Raw genomic sequence first — 20,899 nt, 5'->3', positions numbered from 1 at the left:
CCCCAGGGCAAGAGGACGTGTTTAGCCGTGAAGGTCGGCATCCCCCGCGAGGTCAAGAACCACGAGTACCGCGTGGCCATCACGCCCGCCGGCGTGCATGAGCTGGTCCGCAACGGACACGAGGTCTACATCGAGGACAACGCCGGTCTCGGCTCCTCGATCCCGAACGAGGAGTACGTGGCCGCCGGCGCCACCATCCTCCCCACCGCCGACGAGGTGTGGGCCACCGCCGACCTGCTGCTGAAGGTCAAGGAGCCCATCGCGCAGGAGTACCACCGCCTGCGCAAGGGCCAGACGGTCTTCACGTACCTCCACCTGGCTGCCGACCGCGCCGGTACCGACGCGCTGATCGCCTCCGGCACCACCGCCATCGCGTACGAGACCGTGCAGCTCGCCAACGGCGCCCTCCCGCTGCTCGCCCCGATGTCCGAGGTTGCGGGCCGCCTGGCCCCGCAGGTCGGTTCGTACCACCTGATGCGCCCGGCCGGCGGCCGTGGCACCCTCCCCGGCGGCGTGCCCGGCACCCACCCGGCCAAGGCCGTCGTCATCGGCGGTGGCGTCTCCGGCTGGCACGCGGCCACCATCGCCATCGGCATGGGCTACGACGTGACCCTGCTCGACCGCGACATCAACAAGCTGCGCGAGGCGGACAAGGTCTTCGGCACGAAGATCAAGGCCATCATGTCCAACTCCTTCGAGCTGGAGAAGGCGGTGCTCGACGCCGACCTGGTCATCGGCGCCGTGCTGATCCCGGGCGCCAAGGCCCCGAAGCTCGTCACCAACGAGCTGGTCTCCCGCATGAAGCCGGGCTCCGTGCTCGTCGACATCGCCATCGACCAGGGCGGCTGCTTCGAGGACTCGCACGCGACCACCCACGCCGAGCCGACCTTCCCGGTCCACAACTCGGTCTTCTACTGCGTGGCCAACATGCCGGGCGCCGTCCCGAACACCTCCACCTACGCGCTGACCAACGCGACGCTGCCGTACGTCGTCGAGCTGGCCAACCGTGGCTGGAAGGACGCGCTGCGCCGCGACGCCGCGCTGGCCAAGGGCCTGAACGTGCACGAGGGCCAGATCACCTTCGGCGCCGTCGCCGAGGCCTTCGGCCTGGAGTCCGTCTCCCTGGAGAGCGTGCTCGCCTGAGGCTGAACACCCGGCCTCTCTGAACGGGCAGCCGCCCGCACGGCGGCCCGTCGGCCCCCGACCCGCTCCCCTCGGGCCGGGGGCTTCGCCATGCCTGCGAACAGGCGTGCCGACGGGGCCCCGGCCGGCCCGTGAACGAGGGGTGAACCCGGTGGTGACGGCGGGCGCGGCGCGGGCGGGTCGCTCTGTCGTCAATTTCCGTCGGTCGCGTCACCCGACCGCAGAAACGTTAGGGTCAAGGGCTCGCGCATCCCTTGACAGAGGGTCGCCCGATAGTCGACACATCCTGCCCACTACCGTGGATTGTGTTGCTGCGAACGCCTTGAACGGCCTAGAGTCGCAAACCGTCGGCATGCTGCCACGCTGACGAATCGACATAGAGTCCTGGATACCCAAGGAGGTAAGACGACTTGTGAATGAGTCGACATTTGCTCCCGGGGGTGGTCAGCCAGGACTGGCGGAGCACATCGCCGGCCAGCCGCGTGAGGAGTCCGGGGCCCGGCAGGCCACCGTGGGCTCGGCCGAGGTCGGCTCGGTCGCACTCCGTACCTTCGAAGCACGCCAGAACACAGCACAGGTGACCACGGTGACCGACTACGACGTCGACCTGCCGGCCCACGGCCTGGCCTACGGAGAGTTCGCCTACGGCGCCTACGACGACCCCGACGCCGAGTACGAACCGGATCCGGAGTACGCCGCCACGCTCGCCCCCGACGCCGCGCGTCAGCGCCGTGAGCGGGTCGGCCCGACCGGGCGCCCGCTGCCGTACTTCCCGATCCCCGCGCCGGTGGCCGAGCACGGTCCCGCGCAGATCATCGCGATGTGCAACCAGAAGGGCGGCGTCGGCAAGACCACGTCGACCATCAACCTGGGCGCGGCGCTCGCCGAGTACGGCCGCCGTGTGCTGCTCGTCGACTTCGACCCGCAGGGCGCCCTCTCGGTCGGCCTCGGCGTCAACCCGATGGAGCTCGACGTCACCGTCTACAACCTGCTCATGGAGCGGGGCCTGACGGCCGATGACGTGCTGCTGAAGACCGCGGTGCCCGGCATGGACCTGCTGCCGTCGAACATCGACCTCTCCGCCGCCGAGGTGCAGCTGGTCAGCGAGGTGGCCCGGGAGTCCGCGCTGGCGCGCGCCCTGAAGCCGCTGCTGCCCGACTACGACTTCGTCATCATCGACTGCCAGCCCTCGCTGGGTCTGCTGACGGTCAATGCGCTGACGGCCGCTCACAGCGTGATCGTCCCGCTGGAGTGCGAGTTCTTCGCGCTGCGCGGCGTCGCGCTGCTCACCGAGACCATCGAGAAGGTCTGCGAGCGGCTCAACCCCGAGCTCCGCCTGGACGGCATCCTCGCCACCATGTACGACTCGCGCACCGTGCACAGCCGTGAGGTGCTGGCGCGCGTCGTCGAGGCGTTCGGCGAGCACGTCTTCCACACCGTCATCGGGCGGACCGTCCGTTTTCCGGAGACCACCGTCGCCGGCGAGCCGATCACGACGTACGCGACCAACTCGGTCGGTGCCGCCGCCTACCGCCAGCTCGCCAGGGAGGTGCTCGACCGGTGCCGCCCCGCCGAGTGAGTCTCCCGGGTGCCGACGAGCTGTTCCGGACCACGGGCGGGATGGCGCTGTCGCCGTCCCTCGCGTCGCGTTCGGCCGCCGAGGCGCCCCGACCGGAGACCGCCAGGGCGGTCAACGGCACCGTCGACGCGGACGGTGCCGAGGGCGCCGAGGGCGTGGGCGGTGCGGAGTACGCGGAGGGCGGTGGCGAGGCCGCGGGCGGTGGCGCCGGCGGTGACGGCGGCGCGGCCGGGGAACCGGGCGAGCACCGGCGGGCCGTGCGCCGGCCGGCCGGTGCGGCGGGCACGGTGCCCGCGCCCGCGCAGCCGGGCGGCCAGGGCGGCGTAGGACAGGGCGTCGGCGGGCCGGGTGCCGGTGCCGGCGGTACGCAGGGCGTCGGCGGGCAGGGCGGCCGGGCCGCCGCACCGGGGCCGCGCCAGCACGCAGGCGCGGTCGAGGAGCCGGCGGCTGCCGGCGGACGGCCGAGGCCGCGGGGCCGGGCCCCGCGCCGTCCCACCGGGCGCGAGCGGCACGACGAGAAGATCACCGTGTACGTGTCCGCCGAAGAGCTGATGGACCTGGAGCACACCCGTCTCGTCCTCCGGGGCGAGCACGGCCTGGCGGTGGACCGCGGCCGGATCGTCCGGGAGGCCATCGCGGTCGTGCTGGCGGATCTGGAGCAGCGCGGCGAGGCCAGCATCCTGGTGCGGCGGTTGCGCGGGCGCTGACGCCCGGGGCCGCCCGTCGGCCCGTCGGAAGCCGCTCCGGAACTCCGGCGCAGCGGAACTCCGGCGCATCGGGCCCAGCGGCACTCCGCCGGCCCGGTGGGGCCTGCCGGGGTCGTCGAGCTCCGCCTTCGGGGCCGCCGTCGTCGGCGCTCACCGATGTCCCGTGGGTGGTCCGGGCCTCCGGACGGTGCCCCGGTCGCGGCCGGGCCGACCCTGGACCGCGTCCTGGCGGCCCCTGAGCCACCCCTGAGCGGCGCTGAGCGGCTCCCGGGCCCCTGGGGGCGCCCCGGCGCGCGGAGGGCGCCTGAGGGCGGCCGAGGGCCCGGGGGACGGCGCGCGCCGACCTCGTCGGCCGCCGGTAGGCCGGTAGGGGCGTGGAGCCCCCGTCGAGCGTTCCGGGGCCCGGGGTGGGCCCGGGGTGGGTCCCCGGCGGGTCCGGGGTGGGCTTGCGAGGGGTCCGGCGGCCGGTGAAGTACTCCCGGCGGCGTGCGCGGCGGGTGCGGCGTGTCGGTGAGCCCCCGCACGGAGCGGGCGGCGGCACCGGGTGAAGATGGACCGCCATGTCGAGTACGCCCGAACCCTCCGCCGTCGCCGGGACCGCCCGGTCGGTCGAGGCTGTCGCCGCGCCTGCCGCGCCTGCCGCGCCTGCCGCGATGGCCACCGGGGCAGGTGCCGGGGCGGGCGGCGGTGAGCCGCAGGGTGGCTTCCGGGTACGGCTGAGCAACTTCGAAGGCCCGTTCGACCTGCTGTTGAGCCTGATCGCCAAGCACAGGATGGACGTCACCGAAGTGGCGCTGGCGACCGTCACCGACGACTTCATGGCCCACATCAGGGCCATGGGCCCGGACTGGGACCTGGACGTCACGACGGAGTTCCTGGTGGTCGCCGCCACGCTGCTCGACCTCAAGGCGGCCCGGCTGCTCCCGGCGGCCGAGGTCGAGGACGAGGAGGACCTCGCCCTGCTGGAGGCCCGGGACCTGCTCTTCGCCCGGCTGCTCCAGTACCGGGCCTACAAGCGGGCGGCTGCGCTGTTCGGCGACCGCTGGGCCGCCGAGCTGTTCCGCCGGCCCCGGTCCGTCGGCCTGGAACCGCGGCACGTCCGGCTGCTGCCCGAGGTCGTGATCGGCATCGGCGCCGAGCGGTTCGCACAGCTGGCGGCCCGGGCGATGGTCCCCAAGCCGAAACCGGTGGTCTACGTCGACCACATCCACACACCGCCGGTGAGCGTGCGCGAGCAGGCGGGCCTGGTCGTCGGGCTGCTGACCGTGCTGGGGGAGGCGACGTTCCGGCAACTGGTCGCGGACGCGCCGGACGACCTGGTCGTCGTCGCCCGGTTCCTGGCGCTGCTGGAGCTCTACCGGGAGCGGGTGCTGGCCTTCGAGCAGCCGGAGGCGCTCGGGGAGCTGGTCGTGCGCTGGGTGGCCGAGGCGGACCGCGGGGCGGTCGACGTGACGGACGAGTTCGACCGGCCTGCCGGTGAAGGGCGAGCCGCGGACGGCCGGGCCGCGGAGGTGCGGGCCGCGGAGGTGCGGAGAGAGGAGGGCTCGCGATGACGGTCGGGGCCGATGACGGACGGCGGGTGCCTCGGCGGCCGCTCGGGGTGCCGGGGCAGCCGCGGGCCGAGGAGTGGTTGGAGCCTGCGCCCTCCGTCCCGGTGGAGCCCGCTGCCGGGACGGAAGGGCGGACGGTGGACGGAGCCCCGGCGGGTGCCGGCCCGGTGACCATCGGCGGCCTGGCGGGTGCTGGTGCTGGTGCTGGTGCGGGTGTGGCGGCGGGTACCGGCTGCGTCGGCGGTGCAGCTGTCGAGCCGGTCGTCGTGCACCAGAAGTCGGCTCCGTCGACTTCCGGTGCGGCGGAGCGGCCCGGCCCGGAGATGCCGGGGAGCCCGGACGGGCGGGACGGGGTCGTCGGCGCTGAACCGTGGCGGTCCGTGCCGACGGTTCCGTCGGCGGACGGGCCCGGACTGCGGGCGGAGCTGGAAGCGATCCTGATGATCGTCGACGAGCCCGTCGGAGAGGTGCACCTGGCGTCCGTGCTGGAGCGGTCGCGGGCGGAGGTGGCGGCGGCGCTGTCCGGGTTGTCCGCCGAGTACACCGCACAGGGCCGGGGCTTCGACCTTCGACTGGTGGCCGGTGGCTGGCGGTTCTACAGCCGGGCCGTGTGCGCACCGGCCGTCGACCGCTTCGTCCTGGACGGCCGGCAGGCCCGTCTGACACAGGCCGCGCTGGAGACGTTGGCGGTGGTCGCCTACCGGCAGCCGGTGTCCAGATCGCGGGTCTCAGCCGTCCGCGGTGTGAACTGTGACGGCGTGATGCGTACCCTGGTACAGCGAGGACTGGTGGAAGAGGCCGGATCCGAGCCCGAAACAGGTGCGATCCTGTATCGGACGACGAACTACTTCCTGGAACGGATGGGGCTCCGCGGCCTGGACGAGCTGCCGGAGCTTGCTCCCTTCCTGCCCGAGGTCGACGACGTGGAAGCGGAGTCCCTGGAGGGCACGATGATCGCGGAGGCGGTCGCCGCCGCTGCCGTGCAGGCCGTGGACGGCAGTGGCGAGGCCGGTCGGGCTGCGCCTGATCGGTAGGGGGCGGTGAGGTCGGCCGAAACGACCGCACATCCCAGACGGTAAACGACGTACGGACACTTTGATGCGTAGCAGTGGCAACGGCAGGAACAGCAGCGGCGGCGGCAGCGGTCGCGGCGGACAGGGCGGGGGCCGGGGCGGCTCCTACGGGGGCAGCGCCGGTCGTAGCGGGTCGGGCTCGCGCGGCGGTTCGTACGGCGGTGGGTCCGGTGGCGGGTCCGGTTCGTACGGCGGCTCCGGCGGCGGCTCCGGTGCGGGTTCGTCGCGTGGCGGCGGCTCGTACGGCGGGGGCTCCGGCTCCTCGCGCGGCGGCGGTTCGTACGGCGGCGGGTCCGGTGCGGGTTCGTCGCGTGGCGGCGGCTCGTACGGCGGGGGCTCCGGCTCCTCGCGCGGTGGCGGCCCCTCGCGCGGCTCCGGCCCCTCGCGCGGCGGTTCGGCCTCGCGCGGTGGTTCGTACGGCGGCGGGTCCGGGCGTGATGACCGTCGGGACGACCGTCGTGACGACGGTCGCTTCCCCGACCGGCCGCTGCGGCCGGAGGAGCGGAAGTACGACCGCCCCGAGTTCGGCGGCGGCCCCAACGCCACCCCGGCCCGCGGCGGCTTCTCCGGCCGTCGGCCCAACCCGGCCCCGCGCCCGCGCCGCGAGGGGCAGGGCGCCCCGGGCGACCCGCGCCGCCAGCCGCAGCGCTCGCGTGAGCTGCAGGCCCGGATCGAGGACGCGGTGCTCGCCCGGCACGACAAGCCGGCCGTGAAGCTGCCCAAGACCTTCGGCGAGCCCGAGGGCGAGCGACTGCAGAAGGTGCTGGCGCGTGCCGGCATCGGCAGCCGGCGCGCCTGCGAGGAGCTGATCGACCAGGGCCGGGTCGATGTCAACGGCAAGCGGGTCACCGAGCAGGGCAAGCGGGTCGACCCGGAGAAGGACGAGATCAAGGTGGACGGCCTGACCGTCGCCACCCAGTCGTACCTGTTCTTCGCGCTGAACAAGCCGGCCGGCGTGGTCTCCACGATGGAGGACCCGGACGGGCGGCAGTGCCTCGGCGACTACGTGACCAACCGGGAGACCCGGCTGTTCCACGTCGGCCGCCTGGACACCGAGACCGAGGGCATCATCCTGCTCACCAACCACGGCGAGCTCGCCCACCGCCTCACCCACCCCCGGTACGGCGTGACCAAGACCTACCTGGCCGCGATCCAGGGGCCGATCCCGCGCGACCTCGGCAAGAAGCTGGCGCAGGGCATCGAGCTGGAGGACGGGTTCGCCCGTGCGGACAGCTTCAAGGTGATCTCGAACGTCGGCAAGAACTACCTGGTCGAGGTGACCCTGCACGAGGGTCGCAAGCACATCGTCCGGCGGATGCTGTCGGAGGCCGGCTTCCCGGTCGAGAAGCTGGTGCGCACCCACTTCGGTCCGATCGCGCTGGGCGACCAGAAGTCCGGCTGGCTGCGCCGCCTCACCAACCCCGAGGTCGGTCAGCTGATGCACGAGGTCGGTCTGTAGACCGGTCGATTTCGGTGAGGTGCGTGCCGCTCCCGCGGGCGCCCCTCGCCGAGCCGGTCCGCAGGGTCCGCACCGGAGACGGTGGACCTGTGGACGGGTCCCCCTCGTGACGTGTTTCCGTGAGGGCCTCCCCGCCGTTCGGCGGGGAGGCCCTCACGCCGTTCGGCGGGTCCTGCTGTGAAGCGGGCCGCATCGTCCGGTGATCGTCTTGTCAGCGTCATGATCCGTGGCCGAAGATTGCCACCTGTCCGCGATCCGCCGAGTGGCGGGACTGCGCCACCGGCGCAGGGGCGAGAGGCGAACGGGGAGCGACGCCGTGTCCGATGCACCACTCAGCGCTCTGGGGCTGGCCACGCCGGACGGACGGGTCTACGCGGCGTTGGTGGCCAATCCACAGTCGACGGCCGAGGACCTGGCCGCCCTCTGTGACCTGAGCCTCCAGCAGAGCGTCCGCGCGCTGGACCGGCTGGCACAGCAGGGCATGGCCACCCGGGCCCCGGTGGACCGCCACCGCTTCCTGCCGGTCGCGCCCGACGTCGCGATCGGCACCCTGATAGGCCACCGCGAATCCGAACTGCGCCACGCCAGGGCCGAGATGCACCGGCTGATGGACGCCTTCCGGGAGGCCTCGCGGTACACCGACCCGGCCCACTCGGTCGAGGTGCTGACCGGTGGCGAGGCCATCGCGCAGCGGCTGGAGCACATCACCGAGACCAGCCAGTACCAGGTGCGGGGCTTCGACTGCCCGCCGTACATCCAGGACCCGGTGGCCAACATCCCCCTCCAGCGGCAGCGGATGAAGGAGGGGCTGCGGTTCCGGACCGTCTACGACCGGGAGGCGGTGGCCTGGCCGGGGCGGCTGGAGAAGAACATCCTGGCCGGGGTCGCGGACGGCGAGGAGGCGCGGGTCCGGCCGGTGCTCCCGATGAAGATGATCATGTCGGACGACCGGATGGCGATCATCCCGATCAGTGTGGGTGACAGCGTCCTCGACGCCGCCTACGTGATCCACCCCTCGGCGCTGCTCCAGGCGCTGGACACCCTGTTCGAGGCGGAATGGGAGCGGGCCGTCCAGTTGCAGGCGGCGATCGGCGCCACGGAGGAGACGCCGGAGCCGGAGGCCGACCACCGCAAGCTGCTCGGGCTGCTGGCGGCCGGCCTCACCGACGAGTCGATCGCCCGGTCGCTCGGCTGGAGCGCCCGGACCACCCAGCGGCGCCTCCAGAGCCTGATGCGCGAGCTGGGCGCCACCACCCGCTTCCAGGCCGGCATGGCGGCCCGGGAGCGGGGGTGGTTGTGACGCGGCCGGGTGGGGCGCGGTCGGCTGCGCGGCGGGTGGCCGGGCCGAGGCCGGGGGCCGGTCAGGGAACCGCCGGCCGGGGCGTCCCCGGCCGGTGAGCCGCAGGCCGGTGAGCCCCCGGCCGGGGCGTCAGCTCCAAGGGGTGAGGCCCGCCCAGCGGCCGTCCGGCCCGCGTTCGACCTTCGCCAGACCGACCACCGCCGTCCGGTTCAACCGGCCGTAGATGTGCGGGAACAGCACGCCGGGGGAGGCCCCGGGCGGCGGTGCGCCGTGCGGGGCCTCCCACTTGACCATCGGTTCCACCAGCGACTCCTCGATCAGCAGCGCCATCAGCGGTTCGGGGGCGTCGGCGTAGAAGGCGTTGGCCACGGCCAGCACGGTCTCCTCGTCCGCCGAGCAGTGGATGAACCCGTCGGTGAGCAGCGAGGCCGTGGCGTACGGCCGGCCCGGGTCGGCCAGCCAGTCGTCCAGGGGAGCGAGGTGCAGGATCATGTTCCTGTTGTACCTGAGCGGACGTCATGGCGACGGTTCGCGCGGGTCGGCCGGGTCGCGGGCGGTCGGGCCGAAGGAGGCCAAGCCACGGGCGGTCGGGCCACAGGCGGTCGAGCCACGGGGGGCGGGTCGACGGCGGGGCCGGGGACGCGGGGCTCACAGACCGGCCACCTTGGCGGAGGCCGAGATCTCGTACACCAGTGTGACGGCCCGGCGGGCGCCCGGGCCGAGCGGGACGTCCCAGCGGACGATGCCCTCGGAGTCGAAGGCGTCCGGGGCCGGCGAGCACTCCTCCTTGCGCAGCCGCACCTCCACCGCCGACACCTCGGAGACCGGCACCCGTTCGCGCACCGCGACCAGCTGCTCGTCCCGCTCCTCCGGCCCGGAGAACCGGGAGAGGTAGAGCCGGACCGTGCGGGTGGTGACCGAGCGCTGGCCGAGGCCGGCGGTGGACTGCCGCTCCTCCGTCTCCCGGACCACCCGGTAGCCGTCGGAGCTGCCGAACGACAGCTCGGTGTCGGCCCCCGTGGCCGTGAACGGCAGCTCACCGCGCCCGGTGAAGCCGCTGCCCCGGACCAGCTCGACCGGCCCCGCGAGCAGTGCGTGCCCGGCCGCGTTGCGGAACCTGACCACCTGGGTGACCAGCGGCGACAGCTCCGGCGCGCACGCGTACTCGCTGCGCGCCGGGCCCGTGAAGGTGCCCAGCGGCACCCGGTGCGCCCGCCCGTCGGACGGCACGGTGGCGGGTGCCGGGGCGGGCAGCACCCGCACCTCCCCCCCGTCGTCCACGCCCGGCACCGCCCCGGTCGGGCCGAGCGTGGAGACCTCCTCCTCACGCAGTTCGACGTCGACGGTGCGCCGCTCCTCGGTGGTGCGCTCGCGCAGCATCAGCAGGTCCTCGACGAGCGCGGGCGGTTCGGCCGCCAGCGCCGAGCGTGCGGTGGAGAAGGTCAGCCGGGCGCCGGTCCAGTCCTCCCCGGTGCGCTGCCAGACCACCGCCTCCGACTCCAACCGCAGCTCGCCGTCGGTCAGGGTCGCCCGGTAGGAGGGCCGCCAGAGCGCGCACGGCACCAGGTGGCTCACGGTCAGCCGGGCGGGCCCGGCCGCCGCGGCCTCGACGGTGAGGTCGAGGTGCGCGACCAGCTCGGCCGGCTGCTCCTCGGCCTGGTCGAGGGCGGTGAGCGCCTGGGACCGCTGCTCCTCCAGTTCGCGCAGCCGCGAGCGGGTGGCCCGCAGCTCCTCGCCGTACCGCTCCCGTTCGGCGTCCACCCGGGCCAGTTCGCGCGCCCAGCGGGTGCGCTCGACCTCGCCGGCGCCCGCGCCCTCGCCGACCTCGCGCAGCAGGTCGGCGGAGAGCTGAGCCAGCAGGCCCAACCGGGCCTCCAGCCGTTCGAGCAGCCTGCCCTCCGCGCGGGTGTGCTCGTCCAGCCGGTGCAGGCGGTGGCGCAGTTCGGAGTCGTCCGGGCCGGGCGGCAGCGGTGCGCGCGGGGTCCAGGCGCGCACGATGCGGGCGTCCAGGACACGGACGCCCGGGGTGTCGGCCTCGGCGCGCAGGGTGCGGTCGACGGCCAGGGCGGTGAGCGGGCCGAGGCGCAGCCGCTGGATGCCGGGGGCCAGCTCCAGGGTGACGGTGCGCTCGACCTGGCTGCGGTCCTCCAGGCAGGTGACGGCGGTGACGGGGAGAGGGTGGACGGTGACGGCTCCGGTGCCCCCGGGGGCGGTGACGGCGGGGACGGTTTCGGCAGGGGCGTTGACGGCGGTGGCGTTGACGGCGGTGGCGTCGGCCGCGGCGGGATCGAGGGCCGTGCGACCGGGGGCGGGTGTCCTCGGGAGGGGGGTGTCGGTCATCTCGTTCAGTTCCTCCGGTTTCCGCCGACGATGGCCTTTCCGGCCGGGATTCTGATCTGGTAGCCGCCGTCGAGCTCGGCCCGGCCGCCCGGCGGCAGCTCGACCCGCCACAGCCGGCTGCTGGGCGGGCACTCCGGCGAGGGCTCGGTCGGGGCGCGCCAGTCGGCCCGCTCCTCGATCCGGATCTCGGAGTCGGAGCTGACCGGCACCCGTTCGCGGACCTCGACCGTGACCGGGCGGCCGAGCCGGTTGGCCAGTTCGACGTGCACCCGGTGGTCGAGCACGGTGCTGTTGTTCAGCATGCCTGCGGTGGACTCGCGAAGCTCGGTGCGGCGCGTCACCTCGACGGACTCCGCGACGCCGATGCCGAGTCGGCTCACCCCGCCGGGGGCGAGGGTGGGCAGGGCCGCGGTGAGCAGGAACTCGTCGTCGACGGTCACCTCGACCGGGCCGGCGAGCACCGCCCGGTCGGTCGGGTTGGAGACCAGCAGGGTGGCGTAGACCTTCTCCTCGACGGCGGGGACGGTCACGTACTCGGGACGGACGGACACCGGGATCTCGTCGATCGTGACGGTGTGCCAGGTGGCGTCCGAGGGGATGTCGGCGGGCGCGGCGGCGTCGAAGCGGTGGTCGAAGGAGCCGGCCGACACCCGCGGGGGCACGGCGTGCCGGGGCAGCGCCAGATGGTCGATGCCCGCGACGAGGTGGCCGACGCCCGGCCGGGCGGAGGGCCGCGGCGCGGACCGCTGCAGGGTGCCCCGGACCCCGGAAGCGGAGTCCGGACCGAGCAGGACGAGCGCCGGGTAGTCCAGCAGCAGGGCGTCGGGGACCGGCGGACCGGCGGGCACCCCCGGGCCGCCCTCCTCGTACCCGCCGGCGGCGGCGGCCGAGTCGAACCGCGACAGGGCGTCGTCGCCGGCGTCGAGGCCCTCCGGTGCGGCGGCCCGTCTGCGGCTCGCGCTCCCGCCCCGCGCCCCGCGGGCACGGGAGGCGACCGGAGCCGGCGGGGGCGGGGGCGCGCCGTACCCGGCGAAGCCGAGAGCCGGCGGGGCGGCGTGCGGTTCGTCGTAGGCGGAGAGGAGGCCGCCGGCCGGGGCGGCTCCCGGGGCGGCGGGCGCCGGCGGAGGCAGCGCGACGGCCGGGGCGACCGGACCGGTGAGGCGGGGCTTCGGGGCGGCTCCGGCGATCAGTGGGCGCGGCAGCCCGGGGCGCGGGCCGACCGCGTCGTAGCCGGTGAACAGGTCGGCCAGGCCGCCCGGGGGCTCGCGCCAGCCGGAGGGCGGCGGGGCGGGCTGGCTGCGGCCGATCCGCAGCGAACGCAGCTTGGGCAGGTCGGTGCGGCGGTCCAGGTCGGCGGTGGAGAGGGCGAGCCGGACGCCGCTCCAGTCCTCGCCGGTCAGCTGGGCGACGGAGGCCCGCAGGACCAGTCGGCCGGTGTCGGCCCCCTGCGCGTACGACAGCCGGTAGGAGGGCACCCAGCGGGCGGTCCGGACGGTGTACTCCAGTTCGATGTCCAGGTCGGCGGTGCTGGTGGGGGTGGCGGTGCCGGGGGTGTCGTGGTCGCTGCCCGGGGGCGTCGCCGTGAGGGTGAGCAGAACGGTCGCCGAGACCTCCACCGGCCGGGCCGGGCCGGCCGTGGACGAGCGGTTCAGTTGATCGGTGAGCAACTCGGTCTCGTGATGGGCGAGTTCGATCTCGCGCGTCAGCTCCTCCGCGCGCTGCTGGAGCCCGGTGAGGCGTTCGTCGACGAACTCGGCCAGCTCCAGCCAGGCATCGGCGGGCGTCCGGCGGAGCGGTTCGTCGCGGCGGCGCTGCGGTGGGACGGCGCGCAGCGCGGCGGTCTCGGCGACGGCGGCGAGGATCAGCCGCTGGCGCTCCCGGACGGCGTGCTCGCGCTCCCGGGCCTCTTTCAACTTCATTCGGAGTTCGGGGAGTTCGGTGGGCTCGCGAAGTTCGGCGACCGGTTCGAGGCGGGCTTCCGTGACGGCGGTGCCGGCCGGGCCGGAGAGTACCCGGGCGCGCAGCGAGTGCCCTTCCAGGGCCGTGGGCAGCCCCGTCAGCCGGAGCCGTCCGCCCGGCGGTACGGCCACCCGGGCCCGGCGGCGGCAGACCGCGCCGACGGCGTGGACGACGACCGAGTCCAGCACGGACGGCACGGACGGCACGGACGGCACTGCGGGGGCGGTGCGGACGGGCGGTGCGGGGGGTGCGGGCGGCGCGGTGGGCGCGGTGGGGTCGACCGGACCGGAGTCGGCCGGGTAGGACGGGGGGCTGGTGGGAGTGGAGGATTCCGGCCGTTCGCCGTGGTCCCCGTCCTGCGGTCGATGCTGGTCGCTGCTGTGCTGATCGTTCACCCGGCCAACCCCTTCGTCTCGTACCGTCGGCGCCGATCGCGCCAGGGCCTCCCCTTGGGCGGCCCATCCTGCCGTGCGTCGGCGCTCCCGTCCCCGGATTTCGCCGTGCGCGGCGTACGGGCGCCGTGGCGTGCGCTCCGTGGCGTGCGTTCCGTGGCCCGAGTGCCGGGGAGCCGGGCGCTTTCGCGCGGGTCGTGTGTGGGGACGGGTGGGAGGGCCGTCCGGTTGCGGTCGCGGTTGCCCTCGCGGTTGCCCTCGCGGTTGCCCTCGCGGGCGCGGTCGCGGTCGCGGTGTCCGTGCGGACGACGGGGATACGAGAGGATGGGGCGGACGTGTCCGACCGATCCGGCGCCGTCCGGAGCCGTTTCGTCCGGTGCGGTCCGTCCGGGCCGTCCCGGGCCCGTACCGCTCCGCCCGGTTCCGTTGTCCCGCTTGCCCGTTCGTTCTGCGAGGAGAGCCAACCCGCCATGCGCACAGCCGTCGTCGTCGGTACCGGACTCATCGGCACCTCCGCCGCGCTCGCCCTCACCGGAAGAGGTCTGACCGTCCACCTGGAGGACGCGGACCCGGACGCCGCCCGCACCGCCGAATCGCTGGGCGCCGGCATCACCGAACCGGCCGACGGTCCGGTCGACCTGGCGATCATCGCCGTCCCGCCCGCGCTGGTCGGCAAGGTGCTCGCCGACTGCCAGCGCCGCGAACTGGCCCGCTTCTACACCGACGTCGCCAGCGTCAAGGCCGGCCCGCGTGCCGACGTCACCGCGCTCGGCTGCGACACCGTCCACTACATCGGCAGCCACCCGATGGCAGGGCGCGAACGGTCCGGCCCGCTGGCCGCCCGCGCCGACCTGTTCGAGGGCCGCCCGTGGGTGCTCACCCCCACCGCGGACACCGACACCGAGACGCTGAACGCCGTCCTCGAACTGGTCGCGCTCTGCGGGGCCATGCCGATCGTCATGGACGCCTCGGCGCACGACCGTGCGGTCGCCCTGGTCTCGCACGCCCCGCAACTGCTCTCCTCGCTGGTCGCCGCGCGGCTGGAGAACGCCGACGAGACCGCCATAAGGCTCTCCGGCCAGGGTGTCCGGGACGTCACCCGGATCGCGGCCTCCAACCCCGGGATGTGGGTGGACATCCTGTCCGCCAACGCCGGCGCCGTCGCCGACGTGCTGGACGAGGTGGCCAACGACCTCGGCGAGACCGTCGGCGCGCTGCGCGCGCTGCAGGCCGCCGAGGAGCGCGAGCGGCGGGGCGGTGCGGCCGGGATCGAGGCCGTCATGCGGCGCGGCAACACCGGCCAGGCCCGCATCCCCGGCAAGCACGGTGCGCCGCCCACCCGGTACGAGACGGTCGCCGTCGTCCTCGGCGACCAGCCGGGCGAGCTGGGCCGGCTCTTCGGCGAGGTCGGTGCGGCAGGCGTCAACATCGAGGACGTGGACATCGAGCACTCGACCGGCCAGCAGGTGGGATTCGTCCAGCTGTCGGTGGCGCCGGGTGCGGTGCGGCCGTTGACGGCGGCGCTGCGGGCCAGCGGGTGGAGCGTGCGGGACTGAGCCGGGCCCGGAGCGGCCCCTCCTCCGGGGCAGGGCGCCGACGGCGGCCCGATCGTTCGGCAGGCCGCGCCGGGGGCGCCGCCCGAACAGGCGTCGGCGGCCGCAGTGGGCCGCGGTGAGCCGCGGTGAGCCGCGGTGAGCCGCGGTGAGGGTCGACGGGCTGGGGAAGGAGAGAGGGCGGCGGGTGGGTACGACGACTGCGGCGGTCGAAGCGGAGGAAAGGATGTCCGCCTGGGCGCTGCGGCGGGCGGTTGCCCGGCTCCGCACCGACCTGCGCGCACCCGGACGGGGCGGGGAGGCCGTGCCGGGCGCCGTACCGCTGCTGGTCCGCATGCTGCGGTCGGCGCGTGGGCGGACCCGCGCGGAGGCGCTGAGGCTGCTGACGGAGCTCGCGGAGCAACCGGCGGCGTACTGGTGGCCGATCGCGGACCTGGGCGGGACGGCGGTCCTGGCTCCGGTGGTGCCCGAGGTCGTCCGGTCGGTCGCGGATACGGACCCTGACGTCCGGGCGGCGGCCCCGCCGGTGCTGAAGTGGCTCGGTGCCGACGAACCGGCGGCGCCCGCGGCGCTGCGGGCCCAGGCCGGGCGCGAGACGCACGCGGGCGTGCTGGCGGGCCAGCTGGCAGTGCTGGTGGCGCTGCTGCCGGAGGCGACCGGGACGGTAACGTCCGGGGCTGGGTCGGCCGGGGCTGGGTCGGGCGGGACGGAGGACGGAGCCGGGACCGGCGAGGAATCCGATGATCCGGACCGGTACCAGTGGTTCGCTCGGTGGCTCGGGCATCCGAGCCCCACGGTGCGGCTGGCGGCGCTGGCGGGCAGGCTCCGGCTGAGGCCCGGAACGGACGACACGGGGCTGGGCGCCCTCGCGGCAGCGGCGCTGACCGACACGGAGGACCCCGGACGGCCGGCGGTCGGCCTCCTCCACACCATGACCGCCGAGGCACTGGCCGACCGCCCGAACGAGAGCCGGGCCCTGGCCGACGCACTGTTGCGAACGGAGCCGAGCGGCCGGCAGTCGGCGGGACAGCGGGCCGGCTGGGCCCTGGACCGCGCCGCCCGGACGGTCACCGACCGTCGGGCCGACACCGCCGATCTGTACGCCCTGGCCGCACGGCACCTAGACCATCCAGGCTGGCAGGCTCGCGAGAGCGCCGCGCGGCTGCTCACCGAAGCCGGCTCGGCGGCGGCCCCGTACGCGGACCTGCTCGCGCAGAGGCTCTTCGCCCGCCTCCCCACCCACCACGGGAGGCCGGAGGCGTTCGCGCTGGCCCACCTCGGGGACCGGCGGGTGCTGACCTACCTGCGGCACCAGCTCTGCGGCTCCGGCTACGACCTCGCGATCGGCCGGCTGGTCGGCTCCCACCCCGGCGAGGCCGACACCCTGCTGCCCGCGGTCGAAGTCGCGCTCCAGGAGGAGGGCGGAGGCGCGCGGGCGGGCGCGCTGGAGGCGCTGGCCGCGTGGGGACCGGTCGCGGCCCCGGTCGTGCCGCGACTGGTCACGCTGCTTGAGACCGGGGAGGCCCGCCGGACCGCCGCAGCGCTCGGTGCGATCGGCCCGGCGGCGGAGCGGGCCGCACCGCGCCTGCGCGAGCTGGCGGACGGTGTCGGGGTGCCCGCCGTCGGGGCGCAGCGGCCGCGCGACCCGCGCGCACTGCCCTGGCACGGTACGCAGACGGCCGTCTGGGCACTCTGGCGGGTCACCGGCGACCACCTCACGGCGCTGGAGGTGCTGGGCGCCGCCGCCGAGGCCGGTCCCGGCCGGCCGCACCTGCCCTACCTGGCCGACCTCGGCCCGCGGGCGGTCCGGCACGCCGGTGCCGTCCGCGCGCTCCTGACCTCGCCGGGGGAGCGGACCCGGGTCGAGGCCGCGCACGCCTGGTGGCGGCTGACCGGTGAGCCCGGGCCGGCGGTCGACGTACTGGTCGGCGAACTGACCGGCGAGCGGGCGGCGGCGCGGCGGCTGAGGGGCACCAGGGCGACAGCGGGCCCGATGGGGCCCGCACGGGCCGCGGGCGAGTACGACGACGAGCTGTCGGCGGTGCTGCGCCACCTCACCGCGATCGGCCGACCGGCCGACGCTGCGGTGCCGGTGCTGGAGGCGTACGTGGAGGGTCACGAGCGGATGCTGGGCGGGGCGGTACTGACGCCCCTGCGTGACGAGCGGCTGACGGCGGCGGCAGGCGAGGCGTTGGCGGCGATCCGGGGCGACTGAGCGCGAGCTGAGGGGGTGGGGGGCTGCGGGCGGCCGGTCGGTGGCGGGTTCGGGGACGGTTCGGAGCGGGCCGAAGGCCGCCCGGGAGCGTCGGGCGGCGGTGCCGGGGCGGCTCTGGCCTGCCCGTGGACCGGCCCGGGCACCGACTGGGTCGGGGTCGGGCGGCGGTCCATTAACCTTGGGGGAGACACTCCCCCGGCTTCCCCCTGGTTCGGGTCGCCATGCGCAGAGATTCAGAGAGAGGTTCGTGCCGTGGATACTGCCGACCGAGCGCACGCCCCGGTCGTCGTCGCCATCGACGGACCCTCCGGCTCCGGCAAGTCGACCGTCTCCCGGGCGGTCGCCGCCCGGCTGGGGCTGAGCTTCCTGGACACCGGTGCGATGTACCGGGCGATGACCTGGTGGATGCTGGCCAACGACGTCGACGTCGACGACCCCGAGGCAGTGGCCGTCGCCTGCGGCAAGCCGGTGATCGTGTCCGGCACGGACGCGCACGGCCCGACCATCACCGTCGACGGTCAGGACGTCGCCGGTCCGATCCGGGGCCCCGAGGTGACCGCGCACGTCAGCGCCGTCGCCGCGGTTCCGGCCCTGCGGACCCGCCTGGTCGAGCTGCAGCGCGGCTGCGCCGAGGTCGCCGAGCGCGGCATCGTCGCGGAGGGCCGGGACATGGGAAGCGTGGTCTTCCCCGACGCGACCGTCAAGATCTTCCTGACCGCGTCGGAGACGGCCCGCGCCGAGCGCAGGGCGGCCGAGCTGCGTGCCAAGGGCGTGGACGAGGCGACCATCACCGCGATGGCCGCCGACCTGGCCCGCCGGGATGCGGCCGACTCCTCGCGGACGACCGCCCCGCTCACCCAGGCCGCGGACGCGGTCCGGGTGGACACCAGCGAGCTCACGCTGGAGCAGGTGATCGACACGATCGCCGCCCTGGTGGAGGAGCGGGCCGGGTTCTCCGCGGTCTGACCGGGGCCGTCGGCCTCCGGGCCGACCGTCCGATCCACCCGGTGACGTCGTCGCCGGGTGACCACCACCGATGAACGGGTGCCGCACCGGCACCTGGACGAACGGGTGCCGGCACGGCACCCGGACAACAATCGCGCTGCCCCGGTGGGGCAGGTACGCACGGCACGCCCCTGGGAAGGGCCGGGCCGGGAAACGGACAACACGAACATGACCGCAGAGCACTCCACCGCCGGACACGGCGAGCTGGACGCCGCCGAGTACGCCGAGTTCATGGCGCTCGCCGCCGAAGAGGGATTCGACCCCGAGGACGTCGACGGCCTCGGCGACGGCAGCCACCTGCCGCTGCCGGTGCTGGCCGTCGTCGGCCGCCCGAACGTCGGCAAGTCGACCCTGGTCAACCGCATCATCGGCCGCCGTGAGGCCGTCGTCGAGGACAAGCCCGGCGTCACCCGCGACCGCGTCAGCTACGAGGCCAGCTGGAACGGCCGCCGCTTCAAGGTCGTCGACACCGGCGGCTGGGAGATCGACGTCCTCGGCATCGACGCCATGGTCGCGGCCCAGGCCGAGCTGGGCATCGAGACCGCCGACGCGGTGCTGTTCGTCGTGGACGCCACCGTCGGCGCCACCGACACCGACGAAGCCCTGATCAAGCTCATCCGCCGGGCCGGCAAGCCGACAGTCCTGTGCGCCAACAAGGTCGACGGCCCGTCCACCGAGGCCGAGGCCGCCTACCTCTGGTCGCTCGGCCTCGGCGAGCCGCACCCCGTCTCGGCCCTGCACGGCCGCGGTTCCGGCGACCTGCTCGACGCCGTGATGGCCGCGCTGCCCGAGGCCCCGCCGCAGACCTTCGGCGACGCCGCCCTCGGCGGCCCGCGGCGCGTCGCGCTGATCGGCCGGCCGAACGTCGGCAAGTCCAGCCTGCTCAACAAGGTCGCCGGCGAGGAGCGGGTGGTCGTCAACGAGGTGGCCGGAACGACCCGCGACCCGGTCGACGAGCTGATCGAACTCGGCGGCAAGACCTGGAAGTTCGTCGACACCGCCGGTATCCGTCGCCGCGTCCACCTGACCGCCGGCGCCGACTTCTACGCCTCGCTGCGCACCTCCGCCGCGCTGGAGAAGGCCGAGGTCGCGGTCGTCCTGGTCGACGCCAGCGAGACCCTCGCCGAGCAGGACACCCGGATCATCACGATGGCCGTCGAGGCCGGGCGTGCCGTCGTCATCGCGTACAACAAGTGGGACCAGCTCGACGAGGAGCGCCGCTTCTACCTGGAGCGCGAGATCGAGCGCGACCTCGTCCAGGTGCAGTGGGCGCCCCGGGTCAACGTCTCGGCGAAGACCGGCCGCCACATGGAGAAGCTCGTTCCGGCGATCGAGACCGCGCTGGAGGGCTGGGAGACCCGCATCCCGACCGCCCGGCTGAACGCCTTCCTCGGCGAGCTGGTCGCGGCGCACCCGCACCCGATCCGCGGTGGCAAGCAGCCGCGCATCCTGTTCGGCACCCAGGCGGGCACCCGCCCGCCGCGTTTCGTGCTGTTCGCCTCCGGCTTCCTGGAGGCCGGGTACCGCCGGTTCGTCGAGCGCCGGTTGCGTGAGGAGTTCGGCTTCGTCGGCACGCCGATCTCGATCTCCGTGCGTGTGCGGGAGAAGCGCAAGAGGAAGTAGTAGTAGTCGTCAGGCAGGTGTGCGGAGGCCCCGCCACCCGGGTTCGAGAACCGGGTGGCGGGGCCTCCGTTCGTTCGGCGGCGCGTGGTTCTGCTGGTGCTGGTGCTGGTGCTGGTGCTGGTGCTGGTGCTCGTTGCGGGTGTGGTGCTCGTGGTGCTCGCGCTGTGAGTGCCGCGTGAGGCGTCCCGGGGCGTCGGGCGATCGGCGTGACCGGGGTCAGTGCTGGTCGCCGCTGCGGCCCGGAGGCAGGGAGAGCATGCTCCGGTGGCGGCCGCCCGCGCCCTGGCCCGGCGCGTGGCCGAAGCCCGTGCCCATGACCGGTACGGGAGCCGGCACCGGCATCGGGTGCGGGACAGGCCCGAGGTAGCCGGCCGCGACCCAGCCCTGACCGCTCCCGAACTGGGCTGCGGCAGAGGCAGGTTGGGCGGGTACGGGTAGCGGTGCGGCGCCTTGGCCGAACCCGTGGCTCTGGGTGTGGTTGTGGTTGTGGTTCTGGGGGTGGCCCTGGGGGTGGCCGGTGCCCGGTGCGTGGCTGGTTCCGTCGCTGGTGGGGTCGGTGGTGTGGCCGGTTCCCGTAACGCCGGTGTGGCCGTGGTGGCCGGTGTGACTGCTCGGGTTGTTCTGGTTGCCGTGGTCCGCGGAGCCGCCCGCGCCGGAGTGGGCCGTGAGGCCGTGATGTCCGGTCGGGTCGTGCGGGGCGTGGTGGCCGTGGTGGCCGGCGAGTCCCGGGCCGGTCTGCTGGCTCGGCATGAACTGGGGGATGCCGATCGACTGGCCCGCGTACGTCTGGAACGCCTGGTGCTGCGGCGGGTAGGAGCGGTCCGCGAGGACGGGGTAGCCGTCACGGACGGCGAAGCCTGCGAACTTCAGGTTCTCCTCGCCGGAGCGGTCGCCCGGCAGGGCGCGGAAGAGGCGCCGGTACTCGGAGTACAGCTCGTCGTAGATCGGCGTCGCCGAGTGCGGGTGCTCGGCGTCGTACGACGGGCGCATGCCCGGGATTG

At 74.7% G+C, this 20,899-nt stretch carries 15 protein-coding genes; 11 read left to right on the top strand and 4 right to left on the bottom strand.

Features of this window, described 5'->3' with window-relative positions:
• The first annotated feature begins 27 nt into the window (after window positions 1-27).
• From ald to ACFWIC_RS30255, 7 genes are all read left to right on the top strand, one after another.
• Complete coding sequence (gene ald / locus ACFWIC_RS30285; RefSeq protein ID WP_329882799.1) at window positions 28-1,143, top strand: alanine dehydrogenase; 1,116 nt, start codon at window positions 28-30, stop codon at window positions 1,141-1,143.
• Window positions 1,144-1,654: 511 nt separating this feature from the next.
• Window positions 1,655-2,722 (top strand): ParA family protein, encoded by a 1,068-nt coding sequence (locus ACFWIC_RS30280; RefSeq protein ID WP_329882832.1) that lies wholly within the window; start codon window positions 1,655-1,657, stop codon window positions 2,720-2,722.
• A complete protein-coding gene (locus tag ACFWIC_RS30275; RefSeq protein WP_329948047.1) occupies window positions 2,719-3,429 on the top strand; it encodes a hypothetical protein in 711 nt (236 codons plus the stop codon). The genes ACFWIC_RS30280 and ACFWIC_RS30275 overlap by 4 nt, the downstream gene beginning before the upstream one ends.
• Before the next feature lie 560 nt (window positions 3,430-3,989).
• A complete protein-coding gene (locus ACFWIC_RS30270; protein ID WP_380520472.1) occupies window positions 3,990-4,982 on the top strand; it encodes a segregation and condensation protein A in 993 nt (330 codons plus the stop codon).
• A 437-nt stretch (window positions 4,983-5,419) separates the two neighbouring features.
• Window positions 5,420-6,013 (top strand): SMC-Scp complex subunit ScpB, encoded by a 594-nt coding sequence (locus ACFWIC_RS30265; protein WP_380358137.1) that lies wholly within the window; start codon window positions 5,420-5,422, stop codon window positions 6,011-6,013.
• Between the two features lie 64 nt (window positions 6,014-6,077).
• Window positions 6,078-7,511 carry a pseudouridine synthase gene (locus tag ACFWIC_RS30260; RefSeq protein WP_380520471.1) on the top strand — a complete coding sequence of 478 codons (1,434 nt, stop codon included), beginning with the start codon at window positions 6,078-6,080 and terminating at the stop codon, window positions 7,509-7,511.
• 316 nt (window positions 7,512-7,827) lie between these two features.
• On the top strand, window positions 7,828-8,811 hold the full coding sequence (locus tag ACFWIC_RS30255) for a helix-turn-helix domain-containing protein (protein WP_329882803.1): 984 nt from the start codon (window positions 7,828-7,830) through the stop codon (window positions 8,809-8,811).
• Between the two features lie 129 nt (window positions 8,812-8,940).
• Here ACFWIC_RS30255 and ACFWIC_RS30250 read toward each other — a convergent pair whose 3' ends face one another.
• The 3 genes from ACFWIC_RS30250 to ACFWIC_RS30240 all read right to left on the bottom strand — a co-directional run bounded on the left by ACFWIC_RS30250 (window position 8,941) and on the right by ACFWIC_RS30240 (window position 13,505).
• Window positions 8,941-9,303 (bottom strand): DUF952 domain-containing protein, encoded by a 363-nt coding sequence (locus ACFWIC_RS30250; RefSeq protein WP_329948044.1) that lies wholly within the window; start codon window positions 9,301-9,303, stop codon window positions 8,941-8,943.
• 156 nt (window positions 9,304-9,459) lie between these two features.
• The gene (locus ACFWIC_RS30245) at window positions 9,460-11,151 is read right to left on the bottom strand and encodes a DUF4139 domain-containing protein (RefSeq protein WP_380520470.1); all 1,692 of its coding nucleotides are present in this window, start codon (window positions 11,149-11,151) and stop codon (window positions 9,460-9,462) included.
• Between the two features lie 5 nt (window positions 11,152-11,156).
• Window positions 11,157-13,505 carry a DUF4139 domain-containing protein gene (locus ACFWIC_RS30240; protein WP_380520469.1) on the bottom strand — a complete coding sequence of 783 codons (2,349 nt, stop codon included), beginning with the start codon at window positions 13,503-13,505 and terminating at the stop codon, window positions 11,157-11,159.
• 467 nt (window positions 13,506-13,972) lie between these two features.
• Between ACFWIC_RS30240 and ACFWIC_RS30235 the strand changes: the two genes are divergently transcribed.
• The 4 genes from ACFWIC_RS30235 to der all read left to right on the top strand — a co-directional run bounded on the left by ACFWIC_RS30235 (window position 13,973) and on the right by der (window position 19,898).
• Window positions 13,973-15,058, top strand: a complete 1,086-nt coding sequence (locus ACFWIC_RS30235) for a prephenate dehydrogenase (RefSeq protein ID WP_329882807.1) — start codon at window positions 13,973-13,975, stop codon at window positions 15,056-15,058.
• A gap of 184 nt (window positions 15,059-15,242) precedes the next feature.
• On the top strand, window positions 15,243-17,270 hold the full coding sequence (locus ACFWIC_RS30230) for a hypothetical protein (RefSeq protein WP_380520468.1): 2,028 nt from the start codon (window positions 15,243-15,245) through the stop codon (window positions 17,268-17,270).
• 252 nt (window positions 17,271-17,522) lie between these two features.
• The gene (cmk, locus tag ACFWIC_RS30225; RefSeq protein WP_329948040.1) at window positions 17,523-18,236 is read left to right on the top strand and encodes a (d)CMP kinase; all 714 of its coding nucleotides are present in this window, start codon (window positions 17,523-17,525) and stop codon (window positions 18,234-18,236) included.
• 207 nt (window positions 18,237-18,443) lie between these two features.
• Window positions 18,444-19,898, top strand: coding sequence for a ribosome biogenesis GTPase Der (gene der, locus ACFWIC_RS30220; RefSeq protein ID WP_329882810.1), 1,455 nt, complete (start codon window positions 18,444-18,446; stop codon window positions 19,896-19,898).
• A gap of 216 nt (window positions 19,899-20,114) precedes the next feature.
• Here the strand turns inward: der and ACFWIC_RS30215 are convergent, their stop codons facing one another.
• Window positions 20,115-20,888, bottom strand: coding sequence for a hypothetical protein (locus ACFWIC_RS30215; RefSeq protein WP_380520467.1), 774 nt, complete (start codon window positions 20,886-20,888; stop codon window positions 20,115-20,117).
• Window positions 20,889-20,899 lie beyond the last annotated feature (11 nt).

The organism is Kitasatospora sp. NPDC127035 (assembly GCF_042726075.1).
Lineage (GTDB): Bacteria > Actinomycetota > Actinomycetes > Streptomycetales > Streptomycetaceae > Kitasatospora.
This window is presented reverse-complemented; position numbering and strand designations above follow the sequence as displayed.

Bases quoted from the DNA above. Each gene is read 5' to 3' on its own strand.
- ACFWIC_RS30250 (WP_329948044.1), bottom strand. From the start codon at position 9,303: ATGATCCTGCACCTCGCTCCCCTGGACGACTGGCTGGCCGACCCGGGC.
- der (WP_329882810.1), top strand. From the start codon at position 18,444: ATGACCGCAGAGCACTCCACCGCCGGACACGGCGAGCTGGACGCCGCC.
- ACFWIC_RS30215 (WP_380520467.1), bottom strand. From the start codon at position 20,888: ATGCGCCCGTCGTACGACGCCGAGCACCCGCACTCGGCGACGCCGATC.
- ACFWIC_RS30245 (WP_380520470.1), bottom strand. From the start codon at position 11,151: ATGACCGACACCCCCCTCCCGAGGACACCCGCCCCCGGTCGCACGGCC.
- ACFWIC_RS30270 (WP_380520472.1), top strand. From the start codon at position 3,990: ATGTCGAGTACGCCCGAACCCTCCGCCGTCGCCGGGACCGCCCGGTCG.
- ACFWIC_RS30265 (WP_380358137.1), top strand. From the start codon at position 5,420: ATGATCGTCGACGAGCCCGTCGGAGAGGTGCACCTGGCGTCCGTGCTG.
- ACFWIC_RS30235 (WP_329882807.1), top strand. From the start codon at position 13,973: ATGCGCACAGCCGTCGTCGTCGGTACCGGACTCATCGGCACCTCCGCC.
- ACFWIC_RS30260 (WP_380520471.1), top strand. From the start codon at position 6,078: ATGCGTAGCAGTGGCAACGGCAGGAACAGCAGCGGCGGCGGCAGCGGT.